Raw genomic sequence first — 15940 nt, 5'->3', positions numbered from 1 at the left:
GAAAGGAGCGATCGAATGACCGCAATCCCCGACCCGGCGACCAGGACCCGCTTCGCCATCTTCCGCGGCCCCCGCGTGCGCAAGTTCATGCGCCACCGGCTGGCCATGATCGGACTGCTCACCATCATCTTCCTGACGCTCGCCTGCTTCTTCGGGCCCTACCTGCTGCCCTACGACGAGCTCTACATCGACCTGCGCGCGCGCTTCTCGCCGCCGCTCACCGGAAGCCACATCCTCGGCACCGACCCGCTCGGCCGGGACATCGCGGCAAGGCTGTTCTCGGCCGGACAGATCTCGCTCACCGTCGGGTTCACGGCGATGGTGCTGTCGACGCTCATCGGCACGGTCATCGGCGTGGTGGCGGGCTACTTCGGCGGCTGGAGCCGCATCGGCCTGATGCGCATCGTCGACGCCTTCCTGTCCTTCCCGTCGATTTTCCTGATGCTGACGCTCGCGGCCTTCCTCAAGCCATCGCCCACGATGATCACGCTGATCATCGCCGTCACCTCGTGGATGGAGGTCGCGCGCATCGTCGAGGCCGAGGTCCGCGGCCAGTCCTCGCGCGATTTCACCGCCGCCGCACGCATGGTCGGCGCGCCGCACTGGTGGATCATGGGGCGCGAGATCCTGCCCAACGTCATCGGGCCGATCATCGTGGCGGCGACCCTGACCGTGGCGCGTGCCATCCTGCTCGAGGCCTATATCTCGTTCCTCGGCTACGGCATCCAGCCGCCGCTGCCGAGCTGGGGCAACATGCTCAACAACGCCCAGCAATATCTCGACAGCGCGCCCTGGCTCGCCATCGTGCCCGGCGTCGCGATCACCCTCGCGGTGACGTCCTTCAACTTCATCGGCGACGGGCTGCGCGACGCGCTCGACGCCCGGTCGGTTCAATAGGAGGGCGGGCGATGACGGATCCGGTCCTTTCCGTGCGCGACCTGCGCATCCGCTTCCGCAGCGGCGGGCGCGAGACGCAGGTGGTCCATGGCGTCGATTTCGACATCCGCGGCGGCGAGACGCTGGCGCTGGTCGGCGAGTCCGGTTCGGGCAAGTCGGTGACCTCGTTCGCGCTGATGCGGCTCCTGCCCGAGGCGCCGCGCTGCACCATCGAGGGCAGCGTCTCGATGGGCGGGGTGAACCTGCTCGAGCTCTCCGAGCGCCGCATGGCGCAGGTCCGGGGGCCGAGGATCGCGATGATCTTCCAGGAGCCGCTGACCTCGCTCAACCCGGTGCACCGGGTCGGCGACCAGATCGCCGAGGCCATCCGCTTTCACCGCAAGATGAGCAAGGCCGACATCCGGGCCCGGGTCATCGAGCTGCTGACGCTGGTGGGTATCCCCGACCCGGCGCGGCGCATGCACGCCTATCCCGGCGAGATGTCGGGCGGGATGCGGCAGCGGGTGGTGATCGCCATGGCGCTGGCGCTCGAGCCCGACCTGCTGATCGCCGACGAGCCGACCACCGCGCTCGACGTCACGGTGCAGGCGCAGATCCTCGAGCTGCTGCGGCAGATCCAGCGCGCCACCAACATGGCGATGCTGTTCATCACCCATGATTTCGGCGTCGTGGCCGAGATCGCCGAGCGCGTGATGGTGATGTACGCGGGCCGCATCGTCGAACAGGGTAGCCTTGCCGACGTGCTGTCGAACCCGCGGATGCCCTACACCCGGGGCCTGCTGGCCTCGGTGCCTCGCTTCGAGGACGCGGGCCTGAAGACCGGCCCGCTCGGCACCATCGAGGGTTTCGTCCCGAGCCCCGACAACCTGCCCGCGGGCTGCAGCTTCCACCCGCGCTGCCCGCACGCGCGACCGGGCATCTGCGATGGCGCGCTGCCCGAGCTCGCGGCGCATGGCGCGGGGGCGCATCTCGTGCGCTGCGCCCGCTCGGACGAGCCGGCGTTCGGCGCCGAACCGGCGGAGGTCTCCTGATGTCCACTCTCATCGAAACCATCGACCTCAAGCAGCATTACCCGATCCGGCAGGGCCTTCTCGGGCGGCCGAGCGCCACGGTCCGGGCGGTGGACGGCATCAACCTGCGCATCCAGCGCGGCGAGGTGCTGGGTCTCGTGGGTGAGTCCGGGTCCGGCAAGTCCACCTTCGGCCGCACGCTGATGATGATGGAGCAGCCGACCTCGGGCTCGGTGCTCTACAACGGGGTCGAGCTGGCGGGGCGCTCGCACACGGCGCTGCACCCGTACCGGCGCCGGATGCAGATGGTGTTCCAGGATCCGTTCTCGTCGCTCAACCCGCGCATGACGGTCGAGGACAGCCTGACCATGCCCCTGCGCTTCCACCAGCCCGCGCTCAGCGCGCGCCAGCGCCGCGACGAGGCGGCGGAGACGCTGGAACGGGTGGGCCTGCCGCGCTCGATGATCTCGCGCTACCCGCACGAGTTCTCCGGCGGGCAGCGGCAGCGCATCGGCATCGCCCGGGCGCTGATGGTCAAGCCCGAGTTCATCGTGGCCGACGAGCCGGTCTCGGCGCTCGACGTGTCGGTGCAGGCGCAGGTGCTGAACCTCTTCTCCTCGATCCGCGAGACGCTGGGCCTGACGATCCTGTTCGTCACCCATGACCTGGCGGTGGTGGGCCACATCGCCGACCGGGTGGCGGTGATGTATCTCGGGCAGGTGATGGAGATCGCGCCCACCCGCGCGCTTTTCACCTCGCCCCGGCACCCCTACACCGAGACGCTGCTCTCGGCCGCGCCGCAGCCGGCGGTGGGCGCGCGCCGCCAACGCATCGCCATGAAGGGTGAACCGCCGAGCCCGCTGGCGCCGCCCTCGGGCTGCGTCTTCCGCACCCGCTGCGCCCATGCGCAGGCGGAATGCGCCGTGGCCCGCCCGGTGCTGCGGCCGCGGGGGCCGGGGCATCTCAGCGCCTGCATCCGCGACGACCTCTCCCTCGTTCCCGGCGTCGCCGAAGCGCGGCCCGACCAAGCCAGAAAGCGCATGTCATGACCAAGTTCTCTCCGTTCGACGAAACCCTGTGGCATGCCACGGCGGTGGACGCCCCGGACACCGGGCCGCTCGAGGGCACGGTGCGCACCGACATCTGCGTGGTGGGCGGCGGCTACAGCGGGCTGACCACGGCCATCGAGCTGCGCCGTCGCGGCCACGAGGTGGTGCTGCTCGAGGCGCAGGAGGCGGGCTTCGGTGGCTCCGGGCGCAACGCGGGCCATTGCACGCCGACCTTCTCCTACCTGACGCTGGACGATCTGCGCTCTCACCTCGGGACCGAGCGCGCCAACCGCCTGATCCGCCGCCAGACCAGCGGCGCCGACATGGCGGCGGAGTACATCCGCGACTTTCAGATCTCCTGCGAGTGGAAGCAGAACGGCTATTTCCAGGGCGCGCTGAGCCCGTCGCGCATCGCCCGGATCCGCAAGAAGGCCGAGAGCTACGCCTCGGTCGGCTGTCCCTCGGGGCTTGTCGACGCGGAAGAGGCGAAGCGGCTGACCGGGTCGGAACGGTTCTTCGGCGGCTGGCTGCTGCGCTCCGGCGGCCACCTGAACCCGCTGAGCTATTCCCGCGGCCTCGCCCGCGCCGCCCTTCAGGAGGGCGCCCGGATCTTCACCCGCTCCAAGGTCACGAAGGTCGAGAGGATGGGCCAGCGCTGGCACGTGAAGACCGACGGCGGCGAGGTCGTCGCCGACAAGGTCATCATGGCGACCGGGGCCTACACCGACGGCGGCTGGAAGGGACTCGACAAGACCTTCCGGATCAAGAAGGTCATCCTCGCGGCGACCAGCCCGCTGCCCGAGGACGTGCGCGCGCAGGTCATTCCCTTCGACGGCACGATGCACGACGGTCGGGGCGACATCTTCGTCTACAAGTACAACCGCGAGGGCCGGATCGTGGCCTCGATGTTCCCGGTCGGCCGCCGGGGCAGGGACCTCGAGTACACCCGCCAGATGCTGATGGACCGGCTGCGCTGGCTGCATCCGCAGGTGCCCGAGGCCACGACGTGGGATTACTACTGGACCGGCGAGCTCGACATGCAGCGCCACACGATCCCGAGGCTCTACGGTCTGGGGCCGGGGGTGCTGGCCTGCACCGGGCTCTCGGGGCGGGGGGTGCCCACGGGCACCATGCTTGGCGGCATCCTCGCGGACTGGGCCGAGGGCACGCCCGAGAAGGACCTGCCGTTGCCGGTCGAGCGCCTGCATTCGGCACCCGCCTACATGTCCATGGCGCCGGGGCTGGTGCTGCGCTGGTACGGCTTCCAGGACAACATGGCCGCCCGCCGCGACGGGGTGGAGCTGCCGCCGCACGCCTGATGTTGCGCGGTCCGCGCGGCGCAGGGCAACCCGCGGCGGCCATGCCTCTTTGCTCCGCGCGTCGCGCAGAGTGCCCGGTCGCGGTCCGCACCCGCGCTGCTGGGCCACCCTTTGCTCAGCATGTTACCCCGCTGCAACCTGCGCCGTCCGGATGACCCCGAAGCGGCCCGCGCTGCGCGGAGGGGCATGACACCGGCTGCGGATGATCGTACTGCTACGGCATGGTGTTTTCGCTCGATCAGATCCTGCCGTCTCTCGAGAGCTTCGGGCTCTGGTCCTACTGGATCATTGGCTTTGCCTCGCTGCTCGAGGCGGTCTTCGTGACCGGCGTCGTCCTGCCCGGAACGCTGGTGGTCGATGCCGGCGGGATCCTCGTGCAGCAGGGCGCGCTGGACTTCCTCGACCTCGTCTGGTTCGTGGCCATCGGCTCGGTGCTGGGCGGCGAGATCAGCTACCGGCTGGGGCGCCTCCTGCGGGCGCGGGTCTCGAAACGCCGCTCGCTCGAGGACACGTCAAGCTATCGCCGCGCCATCCGCCTCTTCGAACGCTACGGCGGTTTCGCGCTGGTGCTGGGCCGCTTCCTCGGTCCCGTCTCGGGGCTGGTGCCGCTGGCGGCGGCGGCGGCGGGGATGCCGCGCCGGCGGTTCCTGCTCTGGAACGCGATCAGCGGCGTGCCCTACGCGCTGGCGCATGTCGGGCTCGGCGTCCTCATCGGCCATTTCGCCACCAGCCTCGGTCCCTATGCGACGCGGCTCGGGCTCTTCGCCGCCGCGGTGCTGGCGGCGCTGCTGCTGCTCTGGTGGCTGCTCCTGAGGGTGCTGAGGCTGATGCCCTTCCTCGTCTCGGTGCTGCGCTCGGTTGCGCAGGGGATCCGCGACAACCCCGACGTGCGGCAGTGGGCCGAGAGCCACCCGCGCAGCGCCGCCTTCCTGTCGCACCGCTTCGACCGGACCCGGTTCTCGGGCGCCACGGCGACGCTGCTGGCCTGCGCCGCGGCCTATATCCTCTGGGTCTGGTTCGGGTCGGTCTTCGACTTCCTCATGGCCGATCCTATCGTGCAGGTGGACACACGTCTCGCCGCGCTGATCCACGCCTTCTGGTCGCCCGAGGTCCTGCGTCTCGCGGGACACGTTACGGCGCTCGGGGACTGGCGCGTGGTCACGCTGCTGAGCGTGGCGGTGGTCGCCATCCTGCTCGTGCGCTGGCGCCCCGACCTGCTGCTGGGTCTTGGCGTCGCGCTGGCGGGCGATCTCGGCTCGGTGTTCCTGCTCAAGCGGCTGTTCCACCGCACCCGCCCCGAGCTCCGCTTCTTCGCCGAGACCTCGGGCAGCTTCCCCTCGGGCCATGCGGCGCTTTCGGTCGCCTTCTACGGCTTCCTGTTCTTCATCCTCTGGCGGCTCCGGGTGCTGCGCGCGCCCGCAGCGCTTGTGGGCGCCGCGACGCTGGCCTTCTTCGTCGGGTTGAGCCGGGTCTACCTGCTCGAGCACTACCTGTCGGACGTGCTGAACGGCTGGCTTGTGGGGGCGATCTGGCTGCTCGCCGGGGTGGCGGCGTCGGAATGGTGGCTCGACAGCCGGCCCCGGCCACCCCGGCCCGAGCGCTCCGGGCTGGTGCGGGGTGCGGCGGTGGCGCTGGCGGCGCTCTGCGTGACTGGCGCGGCGTTGCAGGTCGCGACCTATGACAAGGCGCGCAACGTCGTGGCAACGCGCGAGGCGGACGCGGTCTTCGGGACGGTCGAGGCGCTGGTTGCCTCTGGGGCGCTTCCCGGCGGCACGGAATCCGTGGCGGGGACGCCGCTGGAGCCGGTCAACGTCCTCGTGCTGGCGCGCGACGAGGCCGCGGTCGAGAACGCGCTGGCGCAGGTCGGCTGGAAACGGGCGGCGGCGCCCGGCGTCATGAGCCTCGGGCGGGCGGCACTGGCCGCGTGGAGCAACCAGCCCGACGCGACCGCGCCGGTGACGCCCTATTTCTGGAAGACCCAGCCCAACGATGTCGCCTTCCAGAAGCAGACCCCGGACGCGACCCTGCGCAAGCGCCATCACATAAGGCTCTGGCGGACGGATTTCGTCAGCGCGGACGGATTGCGGCTTTTCGTCGGCGCGGCAAGTTACGACGACGGGCTCGACGGCTGGAGCGCGTGGGGTTTCCGGCACCACATCGACCCCAACGTGGATGCAGAGCGCGACGGGCTGGTCGCGGATCTCGAGGCGTCGGGGCAGGTGGCGAGGTCCGACCGGATCCGGCTTTCGGAGCCGAGGCTCGGGCAATCGGTGGCGGGGGATCCGTGGTTCTCGGACGGCGCCGCCGCGGTGCTGACGCTGCGCTGAGGCCGGGCGGGGCGCGGGTGACGGGGCCCCGCGATTGGTCGGGTCGGTGCGGGGACGGCTCGGACGGCGCCCGGCGACTGGATCGTCGCCCAGGCGCCGTCACGGAAGACCTCGTTGGCAAGCCGCGCGTTCAGCGGCGCCAGTCGTTCCGCCAGCGACGAGGCGTCGAGTCGATGACCGGGTCCGGGCCGTTGGCCTCGGCCCGGGCGGCGAGGTCCTTTTCCTTGCCCGAGTTGCCGGCCGCGGAATAGGCGGTCTCTTCCATCTCGTCGAAGGTGGTCTGCAGTAGCTCCTGCTGCTCGGTGGGCAGCGCATCCCAGGCGGCTTCGGAAATCCCTTCCTTGTCGAGCGCGAGCCCGAAATCGGCGGTCACCACGTAATGCGCCACGTGTTGAACTTGCCGGCGACCGCGGGACTGTGGGTCAGGCGCATGGGGTCGTCTCCTGCAGTTTTGCAAGAGTTGGTCGGGAATGAACACCGTGACGTCGCCAAGTTGCTCCGGGTCCACCCCCAGCCCCGACATCAGCGGGAAGAGGATTGCCGACAGGATCAGCATCACCGGCAGCGGGTCCATCGAGGTGCCGAGGATCAGCAGCGCGACGTTGATCACCATCGGCAGCACGTAGCGGTTCTGACTGATCGACAGCAGCAGCTCCTGGATCATTCGCCCGGCACCGCCCATGATCACCAGCGAGCAGAAGGCCTGGCTGGTAGCGCCGGTCATCATGATCGCGCCCGGTGTCAGCACAGCGCCGATGGCGGCGTCGAGGACGGCGCGGGGCGTCAGCTCGCGGTAGACCAGCGCGCCGGGCACGGCGGTGTAGAGCACCACCATGCCGGCGGTGTCGGTGGGGGTGGCGATGCCCGGCACCTTGGCACAAACACCAGCAGCGGCGCCCCCAGCTGCGGCAGCCCGCGCAGCAGGGCGGCGCGACGCTCGGCCCTAGACCGCCAGCCCAGTCAGCTGGTACCCCGGTCATCCGGTCTAGGGCCTGACGTTGGAAGTCGGGCGCAAGCCAGATACCTCATCTGAGCCTGCGCCCGGCAAGGATCAGGCGGTTACGGGAACTATGATGCGCCCACGGACTTCCCCCTTGAGGAACCTCTGCGCGGTCTCAACGACCTTGTCAAAAGGCAGCTCGGTGCTCATCTCCTCAAGCTTGCCGAGGTCGAGGTCGGAGGACAGGCGCGACCATGCTTCGAGCCGGTCGGGCTTGGGACACATCACGCTGTCCACACCGGCCAGCGTCACGCCGCGCAGGATGAACGGCGCGACCGAGGCCGGCAGGTCCATGCCCGCCGCCAGCCCGCAGGCTGCGACGACACCGCGGTATTTCATCATCGAGAGCATGTTGGCGAGAACGGTGCTGCCCGCCACGTCGATCCCCCCGGCCCAGCGTTCCTTGGCCAGCGCACGGGTCTTGCCGGTCAGCTCGGCGCGGTCGATCACCGAGGCGGCACCAAGGCCGCGCAGGTAGTCCGCTTCGGAGGCACGGCCGGTGACCGCCGCCACTTCGTAGCCCTTCGCTGCCAGAAGCGCCGTGGCGACGCTGCCGACGCCCCCTGCGGCGCCGCTGACGACGATCTCGCCCTTGTCGGGGGTCACCCCCTGCCGCTCCAGAGCCAGCACGCAGAGCATCGCGGTATAGCCCGCCGTGCCGATCGCCGCCGCCTGCCGCAGGTCGATTGCCTCGGGCAGCGGCACCAGCCAGTCGCCCTTGACCCGGGCACGTTCGGCCAAACCGCCCCAATGCACCTCGCCCACGCCCCAGCCGTTCAGCACGACGCGGTCGCCGGGCTTGAAATCGGGATGGCTGCTCTCGGCGACGGTGCCGGTAAAGTCGATGCCAGGTACCATCGGGAAGCTGCGCACCACCGGCGCGGCGCCGGTGATCGCCAGCGCGTCCTTGTAGTTCAGCGTCGAGTAGGCGACGTCGACCAGCACATCGCCCTCGGGCAGCTGCGTCTCAGAGACCTCGCTTACCGAGACGGTCTGCGTGTCGTCAGGCTTTTCGATCAGGATGGCCTTCATGGTTGGGTCCTTTCAGCTTTCTGGGTGATCGTGGGGGATCGGTTTTCGATGAGACAGAAGAAGGTGGCGGCGAAGCGGTGCAGCGGCTCGGGGCGCAGCTCGAGCTTGGCGCGCAGGACCGCGCCCTCCCAGCCGATCCAGAAGGTCTCTGCGAGGGCTTCCGGGTCGAGGTCCGGCCCGATTTGCCCCTGCGCCTGCGCCTCGCGCAGCAGGCGCGTGGTGCGGGTCTGCCAGCCCTCGAGCACGCCGGTCAGGGCGGCGCGGAAGTCATCCGGCAGCGCGCCCATCTCTTGCCCGAGATTGCCGACGAGACAGCCGCGGCGGAAGCCGTGTCGGGCCATTCCCTCCGCGGCCGCGTCGGTGAAGACCCGGAGCCTGTCGAGCGGCGCGCGCGCCTCATCGAGGAAGGCGCGGTCGAGCAGCTCCACGAAGTAGTCGTTATAGGCAGTGACAAGCGTGAGGCCAAAGTCGGCCTTGCTCTTGAAGTGGTGATAGAAGCTGCCCTTCGGCACGCCCGCGGCCTTGAGGAGCTCGTCCACGCCGACCGCAGAGTAGCCCTTTTCGGTCAGGTGCTCGAGCCCGGCGCGGATCAGCTTTTGCCGCGCCTCCGACGCCTCCGGCGCACCGCGCGGACGTCCGCGCCGGGGCTTGTCGGTGGAAGTGAGGGGCGAGCCGGTCGTGGTCATGCCCTTTATTAGACCAATCCGTCCATTAAATCAATCACCCGCTTTCGAGCGTGACAAGTCTTCAATATTTGCCCGATAAGGCTGACTTCCGAGCCCAAAACTCTTTTGAAAGGACGGCCTGCCACCTTTCCCCGGGACCACCAGCGACAACCCAACCGAGTTAAGTGATTCTCTGCCTGCAAGGGCTGTCGGTCTCGATGGAGAGTTCGCTTGCGCTCATGGGGAGGTGCCCCGAGAGATGGTGCAAGAGCGCCGACCTTCGGAGAGGTCCAGGGCGCCGAGCCTCGCCTGCTTCCCGCGCAGCGCGTCGGCCACAACCTCCCACCGGACTTGGGTATCCGCCTTGTTTTCCTGCGCGTAGATCGTCTTCAGCATTGCGGCCACGGCCCGGCGCCGCTTGGCCGGAGCATGGGCAACCGCGTTTCTCATCCAGTGAACGCGACAGCGCAGATGCGTCGCGACGAAGATGCCGCGATGCATTAGCGCCATACGCGTTTTCGTCCCGGGCGCAGAGGCACTCCCGGCTCATGGCAGACCTTCGTACCGGACGCAGCGGAGGACCGGAGCCAGGCCCAATTGAGCCGCGGCAAGGGCTGACTTCCGGGCTTCAGGTTCTGTCCGGGCTGCCTTCTCTGACCGGTTCGGTCCCCCGCTTTGCGCCCCGATCGCTCAGAACTGGCTGGTGCTCTTCCGCATGGTGCGCGATCACGACGGGCGCGCCGCAGCGGTCTGCCATGATCTGGCTGTCGATCGAATAGACGTGGTCGAGGTGGACCGACTGCAGCACGTCTCCCGGCGCGCCCGCAACGCCGAGGGTGCCACCCTCGATCAGCACGATCCGTTCGGCGAAGCGCCCCGCGAGCGTCAGGTCGTGCAGTGCGGCGATGACCAGCCGTTCCTTCGAAAGCTGCCGCAGATGCGAGAGCACCTTGAGTTGGTGGTGCAGGTCGAGCGCACTCGTCGGCTCGTCGAGGATCAGCAGGCGTGGGTCGCGCAGCAGCCGCTGTGCCAGCAGGACGCGCTGTTGCTGACCGCCGGACAGGCGGTCCATGCGCGCGCCCGCAAGCTCCGACAAGTCCATACGGGCGAGGACACGGGCAACCTCGGCCCTGTCGTGGGCGGTGATCCACCAGCCGAGCCTCTCGCGGCGACCGAGAAGCACGCATTCCGCAACCGTCATGGCGGCGCTGACGGTGAAATCCTGCGGCAGGTAGCCGATCCTCGAAGGGACCGGCCAGCCTTCGTCCAGCAACTTGTCGCCGTCATGCGGGATCACCCCCGCCAGCGCCTTCAACAGCGTCGACTTGCCGGCGCCGTTCGGTCCGATCACAGCGACGAGCCCGCGTGACGGCAACTCGAGCCCGGGGATGTCCAGCAGACAGCGACGGCCCGCCCAGACGCGAAACTCCCTGAGGATCATGTCCGGCCTTTCATCAGGATGACGCCCAGCAGCATGGGTATGCCCGCGACGGCGGTGATGATGCCGACGGGAATGACCGCGCCGGGCGACAGGATCTTGCCGGTCACCGAGGCCGCGACGAGGACGATGGACCCCATGATCCCCGCCATCGGCAGGCCGAAACGGTGATCCTCGCCGACCAGCGCCCGGCCCACATGCGGCGCGATCAGCCCGACAAAGCCGATGGTGCCGGTGAAGCTCACCGCGCCTGCGGTCAGCAGCGCCACCATTACCAGCACCCGGCGGCGCAGCGCAGCGACATCGAGCCCGAGGCTCGCCGCGTTGCCATCCCCGAGGCGCAGCGCGGTCAGGCTCCAGACCTCGCGCAGCACGAAGGGCAGCGTCAGCAGCAGGATCGCCGTGAGCACCTTGACGCTGGTCCATGTCGCCTTCAGCAGGCTGCCGAAGAGCCAGAAGACGATCTGTTGCAACACCTCGGGCGCGGCCATGAATTGCAGCAGCGATTGCAGCGACTGGAAGAAGAACAGCACGGCGATGCCCGCCAGCACCAGCATCTCGGGCGAGGCGCCCCGGTAGCGCGCCACCAGCTGTACCAACCCGGCAGCGATGAGCGTCGCGGCAAAGGCGGCGACGGGAATGCCGATCCAGGTGGCGACCGGCAGCGCGGTGCCGAACAGGATCACCAGCGCCGCGCCGAAGCCCGCCGCGGCGGAAAACCCCAGCGTGTAGGGGCTGGCCAGAGGGTTCGCGAGGATGGTCTGCATCAGCAGCCCCGCGATCCCCAGCGCAGAGCCCACCAGCGCCGCCATCAGAGTCTGCGGCATGCGCAGGTGCCACAGGATCGTGGCGAGACGGCGGTCACTTCCGGCGGGACCGTCCTGCAAGCCGCGCAGCACCTCGTCCAGGGACAGCCCCGCCGGACCGGTTACGAGATCCGCCACCATCAGCGCGCTCAGAACGGCGAAGGCGGCCATCACCGCCGCCGCCCGGGTCAGGCCGGAGCGGCCGAAACCGCTCCGTTCCGTCGCGACAAGGCTCATTCCGCGTGCATCATGAAGGTGCCGTCCAGCGTGATCGGCAGCCAGTCGGCGTAGAACTGTGCCAGCTCTGCCTGCGGGTCCACGTCAGCGAACGCCTCGGGGTGCAGCGCTTTGCCGATGAAGCGGAAGTAGGCGAAGTCCGACAGGGTGCGCGATCCGCCATGGTAGATGCCGTAGACCTCGCCGTCCTGCACGGCGGGCAGATCGGACCAGCCCGGACGCGCGAGATAGGCGGCCATGCGCTCCTGCGCGAGCGCCGGGTCGGCGGCAAAGCCCAGCGGCACGGCGGCAGGCCGGTTCAGCCACTCGGAGCCCGACAGGAAGATCACCTCGGGCGCCTCGGCCAGCACGTATTCGGGCGACAGCGGCCCCCAGTTCTCGATCTGGCCATTGGCGATGTTGGTCCCGCCAAGCCGGTCGATCACGCCGCCCCACATGCCGCCCGCGTAGGTGTTGCCGACCTCGTCCGGGCCCTTCTGCGCCAGCTCGACATAGACCTTCGGGGCGCTTGTCGCGGTCTCGACGCGGGCGGCGGTGTCGGCGGTCATGTCCTCATAGAGGGTTGCGAGCGCCTCGGCCCGGTCCTCGGTGCCCATTGCCTTTCCCAGCGCGCGGGTCGAGGCAAGATGCGCGTCCAGCGTCTGCGCGTTGTAGTCGAGTACCAGAACGGGGATGCCCGCCGTGTCGAACTGCTGCGCCGACTCGCCAAGGGAGTCGTATTGCCAGCCGGCGAGGATCACGAGGTCCGGGTCCGTCGCCAGCGCCGTCTCGATGGAGAAGGTGCTGCTTTCGGTGTCGCCGACGTCGGGCAGATCGGCCAGCTGCGGGAAGGCGGCGGTGTAGATCTCCCACTGCTTCGGGCGCCACTCGGCCCAGGGCCCGCGCGACAGGCCGACGATCCGGTCCACTGCGCCGGTCCCCGTCACGGCAAGGAAATCCTCGTAGTAGAAGCCCAGCAGCACTTCCTGCGCGGGGGCCTCGAGCGTCACCTCGCGGCCGCGCAGGTCGGTGATGGTGATCTCGGCCCAGGCAGGCGCGCTCAGCGACAGCAGGGCGAGGGCGGGAATGGTCAGGTGTTTCATGGTGTTTCCTTTGATCAATGAAGGCGCTGAGGTTGGGCATCGCCGGACAGGGAGTGCAGCGCGCCCGGGTCGATCACCCGGACACGGCTTGGCAGCGGCAGGTCGATGACGCCGGCTTTCTCGAGCGCGCGGACCTGCCGCGACACGGTTTCCATGGTGAGGCCCGCCATCTGCCCCAGTTCGGTTCGGGTCACCGGCAGATGCAGCTCGGCGGGGGCGCCCTGCCGGGCGTGAAACCAGTTCAGCATGGAGGCGACCCGCTCGGATGCGCTTTTGCGGCCCAGCAGGACCTGCCAGCGTTGCGCTTCGGTCAGATGCTCCTGCACCAGCCCGAGCAGGTTGAGCCGCAGGCGCGGCACTTCCTGCGCGATCCGCTCGAACCCGTCCCGGTCACAGGTCAGCAGCTGCACCGCGCCGATGGCGCTGAGCCGCCCCCTGCGTCGGCGCGGGCCGAGAGGCGAGAGCGTCTCGCCGGGAAAGGTCAGCGCAAAGAGACGTTCGCCGCCCTGCAAGACGGCGTCCTCGCGCAGGCACCCGTCCAGCAGAAGGCCCACGAAGGGCGCCCGCGCCGGATCACGGGGCACCGCCTCAGCGTCGTCATAGAGGTCTTCGGTGAAGACGCGGCGGACAAGCCGCATCTCAGGTGTGGTCAGCCCCTGGAACAGCGCCGGGCGCAGGCGCCGTGTCGCCGGAGGATGCCCCCCCGCGTGGGAATGCGGTGCGATCTGCATGGGCACCCCCTCAGGACAATGCGCGTTTGAGGCGCGGCGCGTTGGACAGCACCAGCAGGTCCACGGCGATCACCGACAGCAGCGCCACCCCTGCCATCGGGAAGGCCATCGCCAGCACCAGCGCCACCAGCACCGCGCCTTTCCACATCGGCATGTCCGCAGGCACCGGCGGCGCGGCGATCCGTCCTGCCCCGGCAGGGCGACGTTTCCACCACAGCACCAGCCCTGAGACGCTGACGAAGATCATCGCCGCGATGAAGGCGGTGTTCAGGGCGAAGTTCCACAGCCCGAGGTCGCCTTCGTGCAGCGCGATGCCCCAGGCCATCGCCTTGGCATAGGTGGAATATTCGGCGTAGCGCACGTCGGCGAGCACGTTGCCGGTGTAGCGGTCGATATGGATCGTCCGGTCCGCCGACGGGTCCGGTCCGTCGTTCGACATGCTGTCATGGCTGATCGTCCAGACGCCGGTCGATCCGTCGGGCAGGTTCAGGTTGTAGCGCCGGTCAAAGCCCAGCCCATCGGCAAAGGCGGCAACGCTGTCGATGCTCACCGGCCCTGCGATGGCCTGCGTCCCGGCAAGCGAGCCCGAGAGCGGCAGCGGCGTCTGTTCCAGCGTCCACGGCACCTCGTGGGAGCCTTCGTGGTTCATGCTGGCATGGGTCTCGTCCGACAGCGGCGCGCCCCATTTCTCGGCCGGGAAGGTGTTCCACGCCTGTACCATCTTCTCGCCCCAGATCCCGGCCCAGCTGAGCCCCGAGATCAGGAAGAGCACCAGCACGATCGAGAACCAGAAGGCCGTCACCCCGTGCAGGGACTTCCAGAGCGCCCGCCCGCGCTTGTTGAGCGCCGGCACCAGCATCTCGCGCAGGCCCGATCCGTTGCGGGGCCAGTGCAGGTAGAGCCCGGTGATCACCAGCAGCAGCCCGAGGCTGGCCGCGGCCTCGATCAGAAGGTCTCCGGCGGTGCCGATGAGCAGCGTGCCGTGGATGTCATTGGCCAGATCGTACCAGCCCGCCCGCCACGGGAAGCTGTGCATCACCTTTCCGGTATATGGGTCGAGGGTGACGCCGGTGGCGACGCCGTCGGCGCTCACCCGGAAGACGGCGGCATGTTCAGGGCTGAGGGGAGAGACATACTGGCTGGCGGTGCTGCCCGGAACGGCGGCCTCGGCAGCGGATTGCAGGGCGCTGACGGGCAGCGGCGCGTGGCCGGGAACGACGCTTCGCTTTTCGTCGCCGATGCCCTGGAAAAACGCGATCCAGAGCATGATGAAGCCAGTCACGGCCAGCATCAGAAGAAAGGGAATGACGTAGAGACCGGCATAGAAATGCCAGCGCCACGCGGCGAAATAAAAGGCGCGGTCACGCGTCTGCGTGCTTGCCGCGTCGATGGAGGTTGTCATGACGGGATGTCCTTGTCTGACGGAAAGAGCCGAGAGCTTTCGAAGTCAGACAGGGCGTGGCGGCGCGCGGGCTGCGGCGATGCGCAGGGGCGGGCCGCGGGCAAGGATCTGGTGTTCCCTGCGCCAGAGAACGAGCCGGCGTGCCGTCTCCTCCGGCGGGGCGACGACGAGATCGGGAGACAGGGGCGGCACCAGCCCCGACAGGATGCAGGAGGCCGTCCGGTGATCATCGTCCGGGGCCTCCTCCGGGATTGGCGCACCGCTGGCATCGACGAAGATCTCCCGCGGGCCATCCCCGGTGCAGAGCACGAGGCGCATCCCCTCGGGACCGGACACGCGCATGAAACCGGTCGGCACGATGCCCGTACCGATCAGCGCCAGAAGCAAAAGCGCCCGTGTGATGATCCCGAGGAGCCGCAAGGATCAGTGGCCGGAATGGTCCGGATGATCGTCCATTGCATCCACGGCAAACTCGACCGCGACCTCGCCCGCGTTGCGGAAGACCAGCGTGGCCGGGATCAAGTCGCCCTCGGCGGTCTTGCCCTGAAGGCCCATGAACATGACATGCAGGCCATCGGGCTCCAGGGTCACGGTTTCGCCCGGGGCGATGGGAAGGCTCATGATGTGGGTCATCTTCGCAACGCCATCCGCATGTTCGGTGGTGTGCAGCATGGTCTGATCGGCAAATGCGGAGTGGACTTCGACCAGTTCGTCGGCCTCGTGGCCTCGGTTGGTGATGACCATGTAACCGGCGGCGGATTTCGCCGTGGCGGTCGGCACCGGTATCCAGGGATGGTCGATGTGCAGGCTTCCCGCAGTGGTGTCATGAGCGGCCAGGGGTGTGGCCAGGGCAAGGAAGATCAGGGTCAGGGCGCGTTTCATGGCGGTCCTCGTCTGGAGTGGCCGGCAGAGCCGGTCGATTGGAGCCCCGCGGTGCAGGACGCG

At 68.9% G+C, this 15940-nt stretch carries 15 protein-coding genes and 1 pseudogene; 5 read left to right on the top strand and 11 right to left on the bottom strand.

Annotated features, from left to right (window positions below):
- The first annotated feature begins 15 nt into the window (after positions 1 to 15).
- From BLQ77_RS11895 to BLQ77_RS11875, 5 genes are all read left to right on the top strand, one after another.
- Positions 16 to 897, top strand: a complete 882-nt coding sequence (locus BLQ77_RS11895) for an ABC transporter permease (protein WP_089959302.1) — start codon at positions 16 to 18, stop codon at positions 895 to 897.
- Between the two features lie 11 nt (positions 898 to 908).
- Positions 909 to 1928 carry an ABC transporter ATP-binding protein gene (locus tag BLQ77_RS11890; RefSeq protein ID WP_008888257.1) on the top strand — a complete coding sequence of 340 codons (1020 nt, stop codon included), beginning with the start codon at positions 909 to 911 and terminating at the stop codon, positions 1926 to 1928.
- On the top strand, positions 1928 to 2956 hold the full coding sequence (locus BLQ77_RS11885) for an ABC transporter ATP-binding protein (RefSeq protein WP_089959298.1): 1029 nt from the start codon (positions 1928 to 1930) through the stop codon (positions 2954 to 2956). The genes BLQ77_RS11890 and BLQ77_RS11885 overlap by 1 nt, the downstream gene beginning before the upstream one ends.
- Positions 2953 to 4275: an NAD(P)/FAD-dependent oxidoreductase gene (locus BLQ77_RS11880; RefSeq protein WP_089959294.1), complete on the top strand. Its 1323-nt coding sequence runs from the start codon at positions 2953 to 2955 to the stop codon at positions 4273 to 4275. The genes BLQ77_RS11885 and BLQ77_RS11880 overlap by 4 nt, the downstream gene beginning before the upstream one ends.
- Before the next feature lie 221 nt (positions 4276 to 4496).
- Positions 4497 to 6602, top strand: coding sequence for an LssY C-terminal domain-containing protein (locus tag BLQ77_RS11875; protein ID WP_089959291.1), 2106 nt, complete (start codon positions 4497 to 4499; stop codon positions 6600 to 6602).
- 130 nt (positions 6603 to 6732) lie between these two features.
- Here BLQ77_RS11875 and BLQ77_RS11870 read toward each other — a convergent pair whose 3' ends face one another.
- The 11 genes and pseudogenes from BLQ77_RS11870 to BLQ77_RS11820 form a co-directional block, all read right to left on the bottom strand.
- Positions 6733 to 7473: a TRAP transporter large permease subunit gene (locus BLQ77_RS11870; protein ID WP_089959287.1), complete on the bottom strand. Its 741-nt coding sequence runs from the start codon at positions 7471 to 7473 to the stop codon at positions 6733 to 6735.
- A gap of 180 nt (positions 7474 to 7653) precedes the next feature.
- On the bottom strand, positions 7654 to 8634 hold the full coding sequence (gene acuI, locus BLQ77_RS11865; protein WP_008888061.1) for an acrylyl-CoA reductase (NADPH): 981 nt from the start codon (positions 8632 to 8634) through the stop codon (positions 7654 to 7656).
- Complete coding sequence (acuR, locus tag BLQ77_RS11860) at positions 8631 to 9320, bottom strand: acrylate utilization transcriptional regulator AcuR (RefSeq protein WP_089959283.1); 690 nt, start codon at positions 9318 to 9320, stop codon at positions 8631 to 8633. The genes acuI and acuR overlap by 4 nt, the downstream gene beginning before the upstream one ends.
- A 270-nt stretch (positions 9321 to 9590) precedes the next feature.
- Positions 9591 to 9794, bottom strand: a pseudogene (locus tag BLQ77_RS11855) (transposase); the annotation flags it as partial.
- 133 nt (positions 9795 to 9927) lie between these two features.
- On the bottom strand, positions 9928 to 10740 hold the full coding sequence (locus BLQ77_RS11850) for an ABC transporter ATP-binding protein (RefSeq protein WP_089959279.1): 813 nt from the start codon (positions 10738 to 10740) through the stop codon (positions 9928 to 9930).
- Positions 10737 to 11780, bottom strand: coding sequence for a FecCD family ABC transporter permease (locus BLQ77_RS11845; protein ID WP_089959276.1), 1044 nt, complete (start codon positions 11778 to 11780; stop codon positions 10737 to 10739). Before BLQ77_RS11845 ends, BLQ77_RS11850 begins: the two co-directional genes overlap by 4 nt.
- Positions 11777 to 12862, bottom strand: coding sequence for an ABC transporter substrate-binding protein (locus BLQ77_RS11840; protein WP_089959272.1), 1086 nt, complete (start codon positions 12860 to 12862; stop codon positions 11777 to 11779). Before BLQ77_RS11840 ends, BLQ77_RS11845 begins: the two co-directional genes overlap by 4 nt.
- A gap of 14 nt (positions 12863 to 12876) precedes the next feature.
- Positions 12877 to 13593 carry a Crp/Fnr family transcriptional regulator gene (locus BLQ77_RS11835; protein ID WP_089959269.1) on the bottom strand — a complete coding sequence of 239 codons (717 nt, stop codon included), beginning with the start codon at positions 13591 to 13593 and terminating at the stop codon, positions 12877 to 12879.
- A gap of 10 nt (positions 13594 to 13603) precedes the next feature.
- Positions 13604 to 14995 carry a PepSY-associated TM helix domain-containing protein gene (locus BLQ77_RS11830; RefSeq protein ID WP_089959267.1) on the bottom strand — a complete coding sequence of 464 codons (1392 nt, stop codon included), beginning with the start codon at positions 14993 to 14995 and terminating at the stop codon, positions 13604 to 13606.
- A 45-nt stretch (positions 14996 to 15040) separates the two neighbouring features.
- Positions 15041 to 15382: a hypothetical protein gene (locus BLQ77_RS11825; RefSeq protein WP_242661699.1), complete on the bottom strand. Its 342-nt coding sequence runs from the start codon at positions 15380 to 15382 to the stop codon at positions 15041 to 15043.
- A 36-nt stretch (positions 15383 to 15418) separates the two neighbouring features.
- Positions 15419 to 15877, bottom strand: coding sequence for a copper chaperone PCu(A)C (locus BLQ77_RS11820; RefSeq protein WP_089959262.1), 459 nt, complete (start codon positions 15875 to 15877; stop codon positions 15419 to 15421).
- Between the last annotated feature and the right edge of the window lie 63 nt (positions 15878 to 15940).

The sequence above is a fragment of the Salipiger thiooxidans genome (genome assembly GCF_900102075.1).
In the GTDB taxonomy this organism is placed as follows: domain Bacteria; phylum Pseudomonadota; class Alphaproteobacteria; order Rhodobacterales; family Rhodobacteraceae; genus Salipiger; species Salipiger thiooxidans.
This window is presented reverse-complemented; position numbering and strand designations above follow the sequence as displayed.

Bases quoted from the DNA above. Each gene is read 5' to 3' on its own strand.
- BLQ77_RS11895 (WP_089959302.1), top strand. From the start codon at position 16: ATGACCGCAATCCCCGACCCGGCGACCAGGACCCGCTTCGCCATCTTC.
- BLQ77_RS11890 (WP_008888257.1), top strand. From the start codon at position 909: ATGACGGATCCGGTCCTTTCCGTGCGCGACCTGCGCATCCGCTTCCGC.
- BLQ77_RS11885 (WP_089959298.1), top strand. From the start codon at position 1,928: ATGTCCACTCTCATCGAAACCATCGACCTCAAGCAGCATTACCCGATC.
- BLQ77_RS11880 (WP_089959294.1), top strand. From the start codon at position 2,953: ATGACCAAGTTCTCTCCGTTCGACGAAACCCTGTGGCATGCCACGGCG.
- BLQ77_RS11875 (WP_089959291.1), top strand. From the start codon at position 4,497: ATGGTGTTTTCGCTCGATCAGATCCTGCCGTCTCTCGAGAGCTTCGGG.
- acuI (WP_008888061.1), bottom strand. From the start codon at position 8,634: ATGAAGGCCATCCTGATCGAAAAGCCTGACGACACGCAGACCGTCTCG.
- acuR (WP_089959283.1), bottom strand. From the start codon at position 9,320: ATGACCACGACCGGCTCGCCCCTCACTTCCACCGACAAGCCCCGGCGC.
- BLQ77_RS11850 (WP_089959279.1), bottom strand. From the start codon at position 10,740: ATGATCCTCAGGGAGTTTCGCGTCTGGGCGGGCCGTCGCTGTCTGCTG.
- BLQ77_RS11845 (WP_089959276.1), bottom strand. From the start codon at position 11,780: ATGAGCCTTGTCGCGACGGAACGGAGCGGTTTCGGCCGCTCCGGCCTG.
- BLQ77_RS11840 (WP_089959272.1), bottom strand. From the start codon at position 12,862: ATGAAACACCTGACCATTCCCGCCCTCGCCCTGCTGTCGCTGAGCGCG.
- BLQ77_RS11835 (WP_089959269.1), bottom strand. From the start codon at position 13,593: ATGCAGATCGCACCGCATTCCCACGCGGGGGGGCATCCTCCGGCGACA.
- BLQ77_RS11830 (WP_089959267.1), bottom strand. From the start codon at position 14,995: ATGACAACCTCCATCGACGCGGCAAGCACGCAGACGCGTGACCGCGCC.
- BLQ77_RS11820 (WP_089959262.1), bottom strand. From the start codon at position 15,877: ATGAAACGCGCCCTGACCCTGATCTTCCTTGCCCTGGCCACACCCCTG.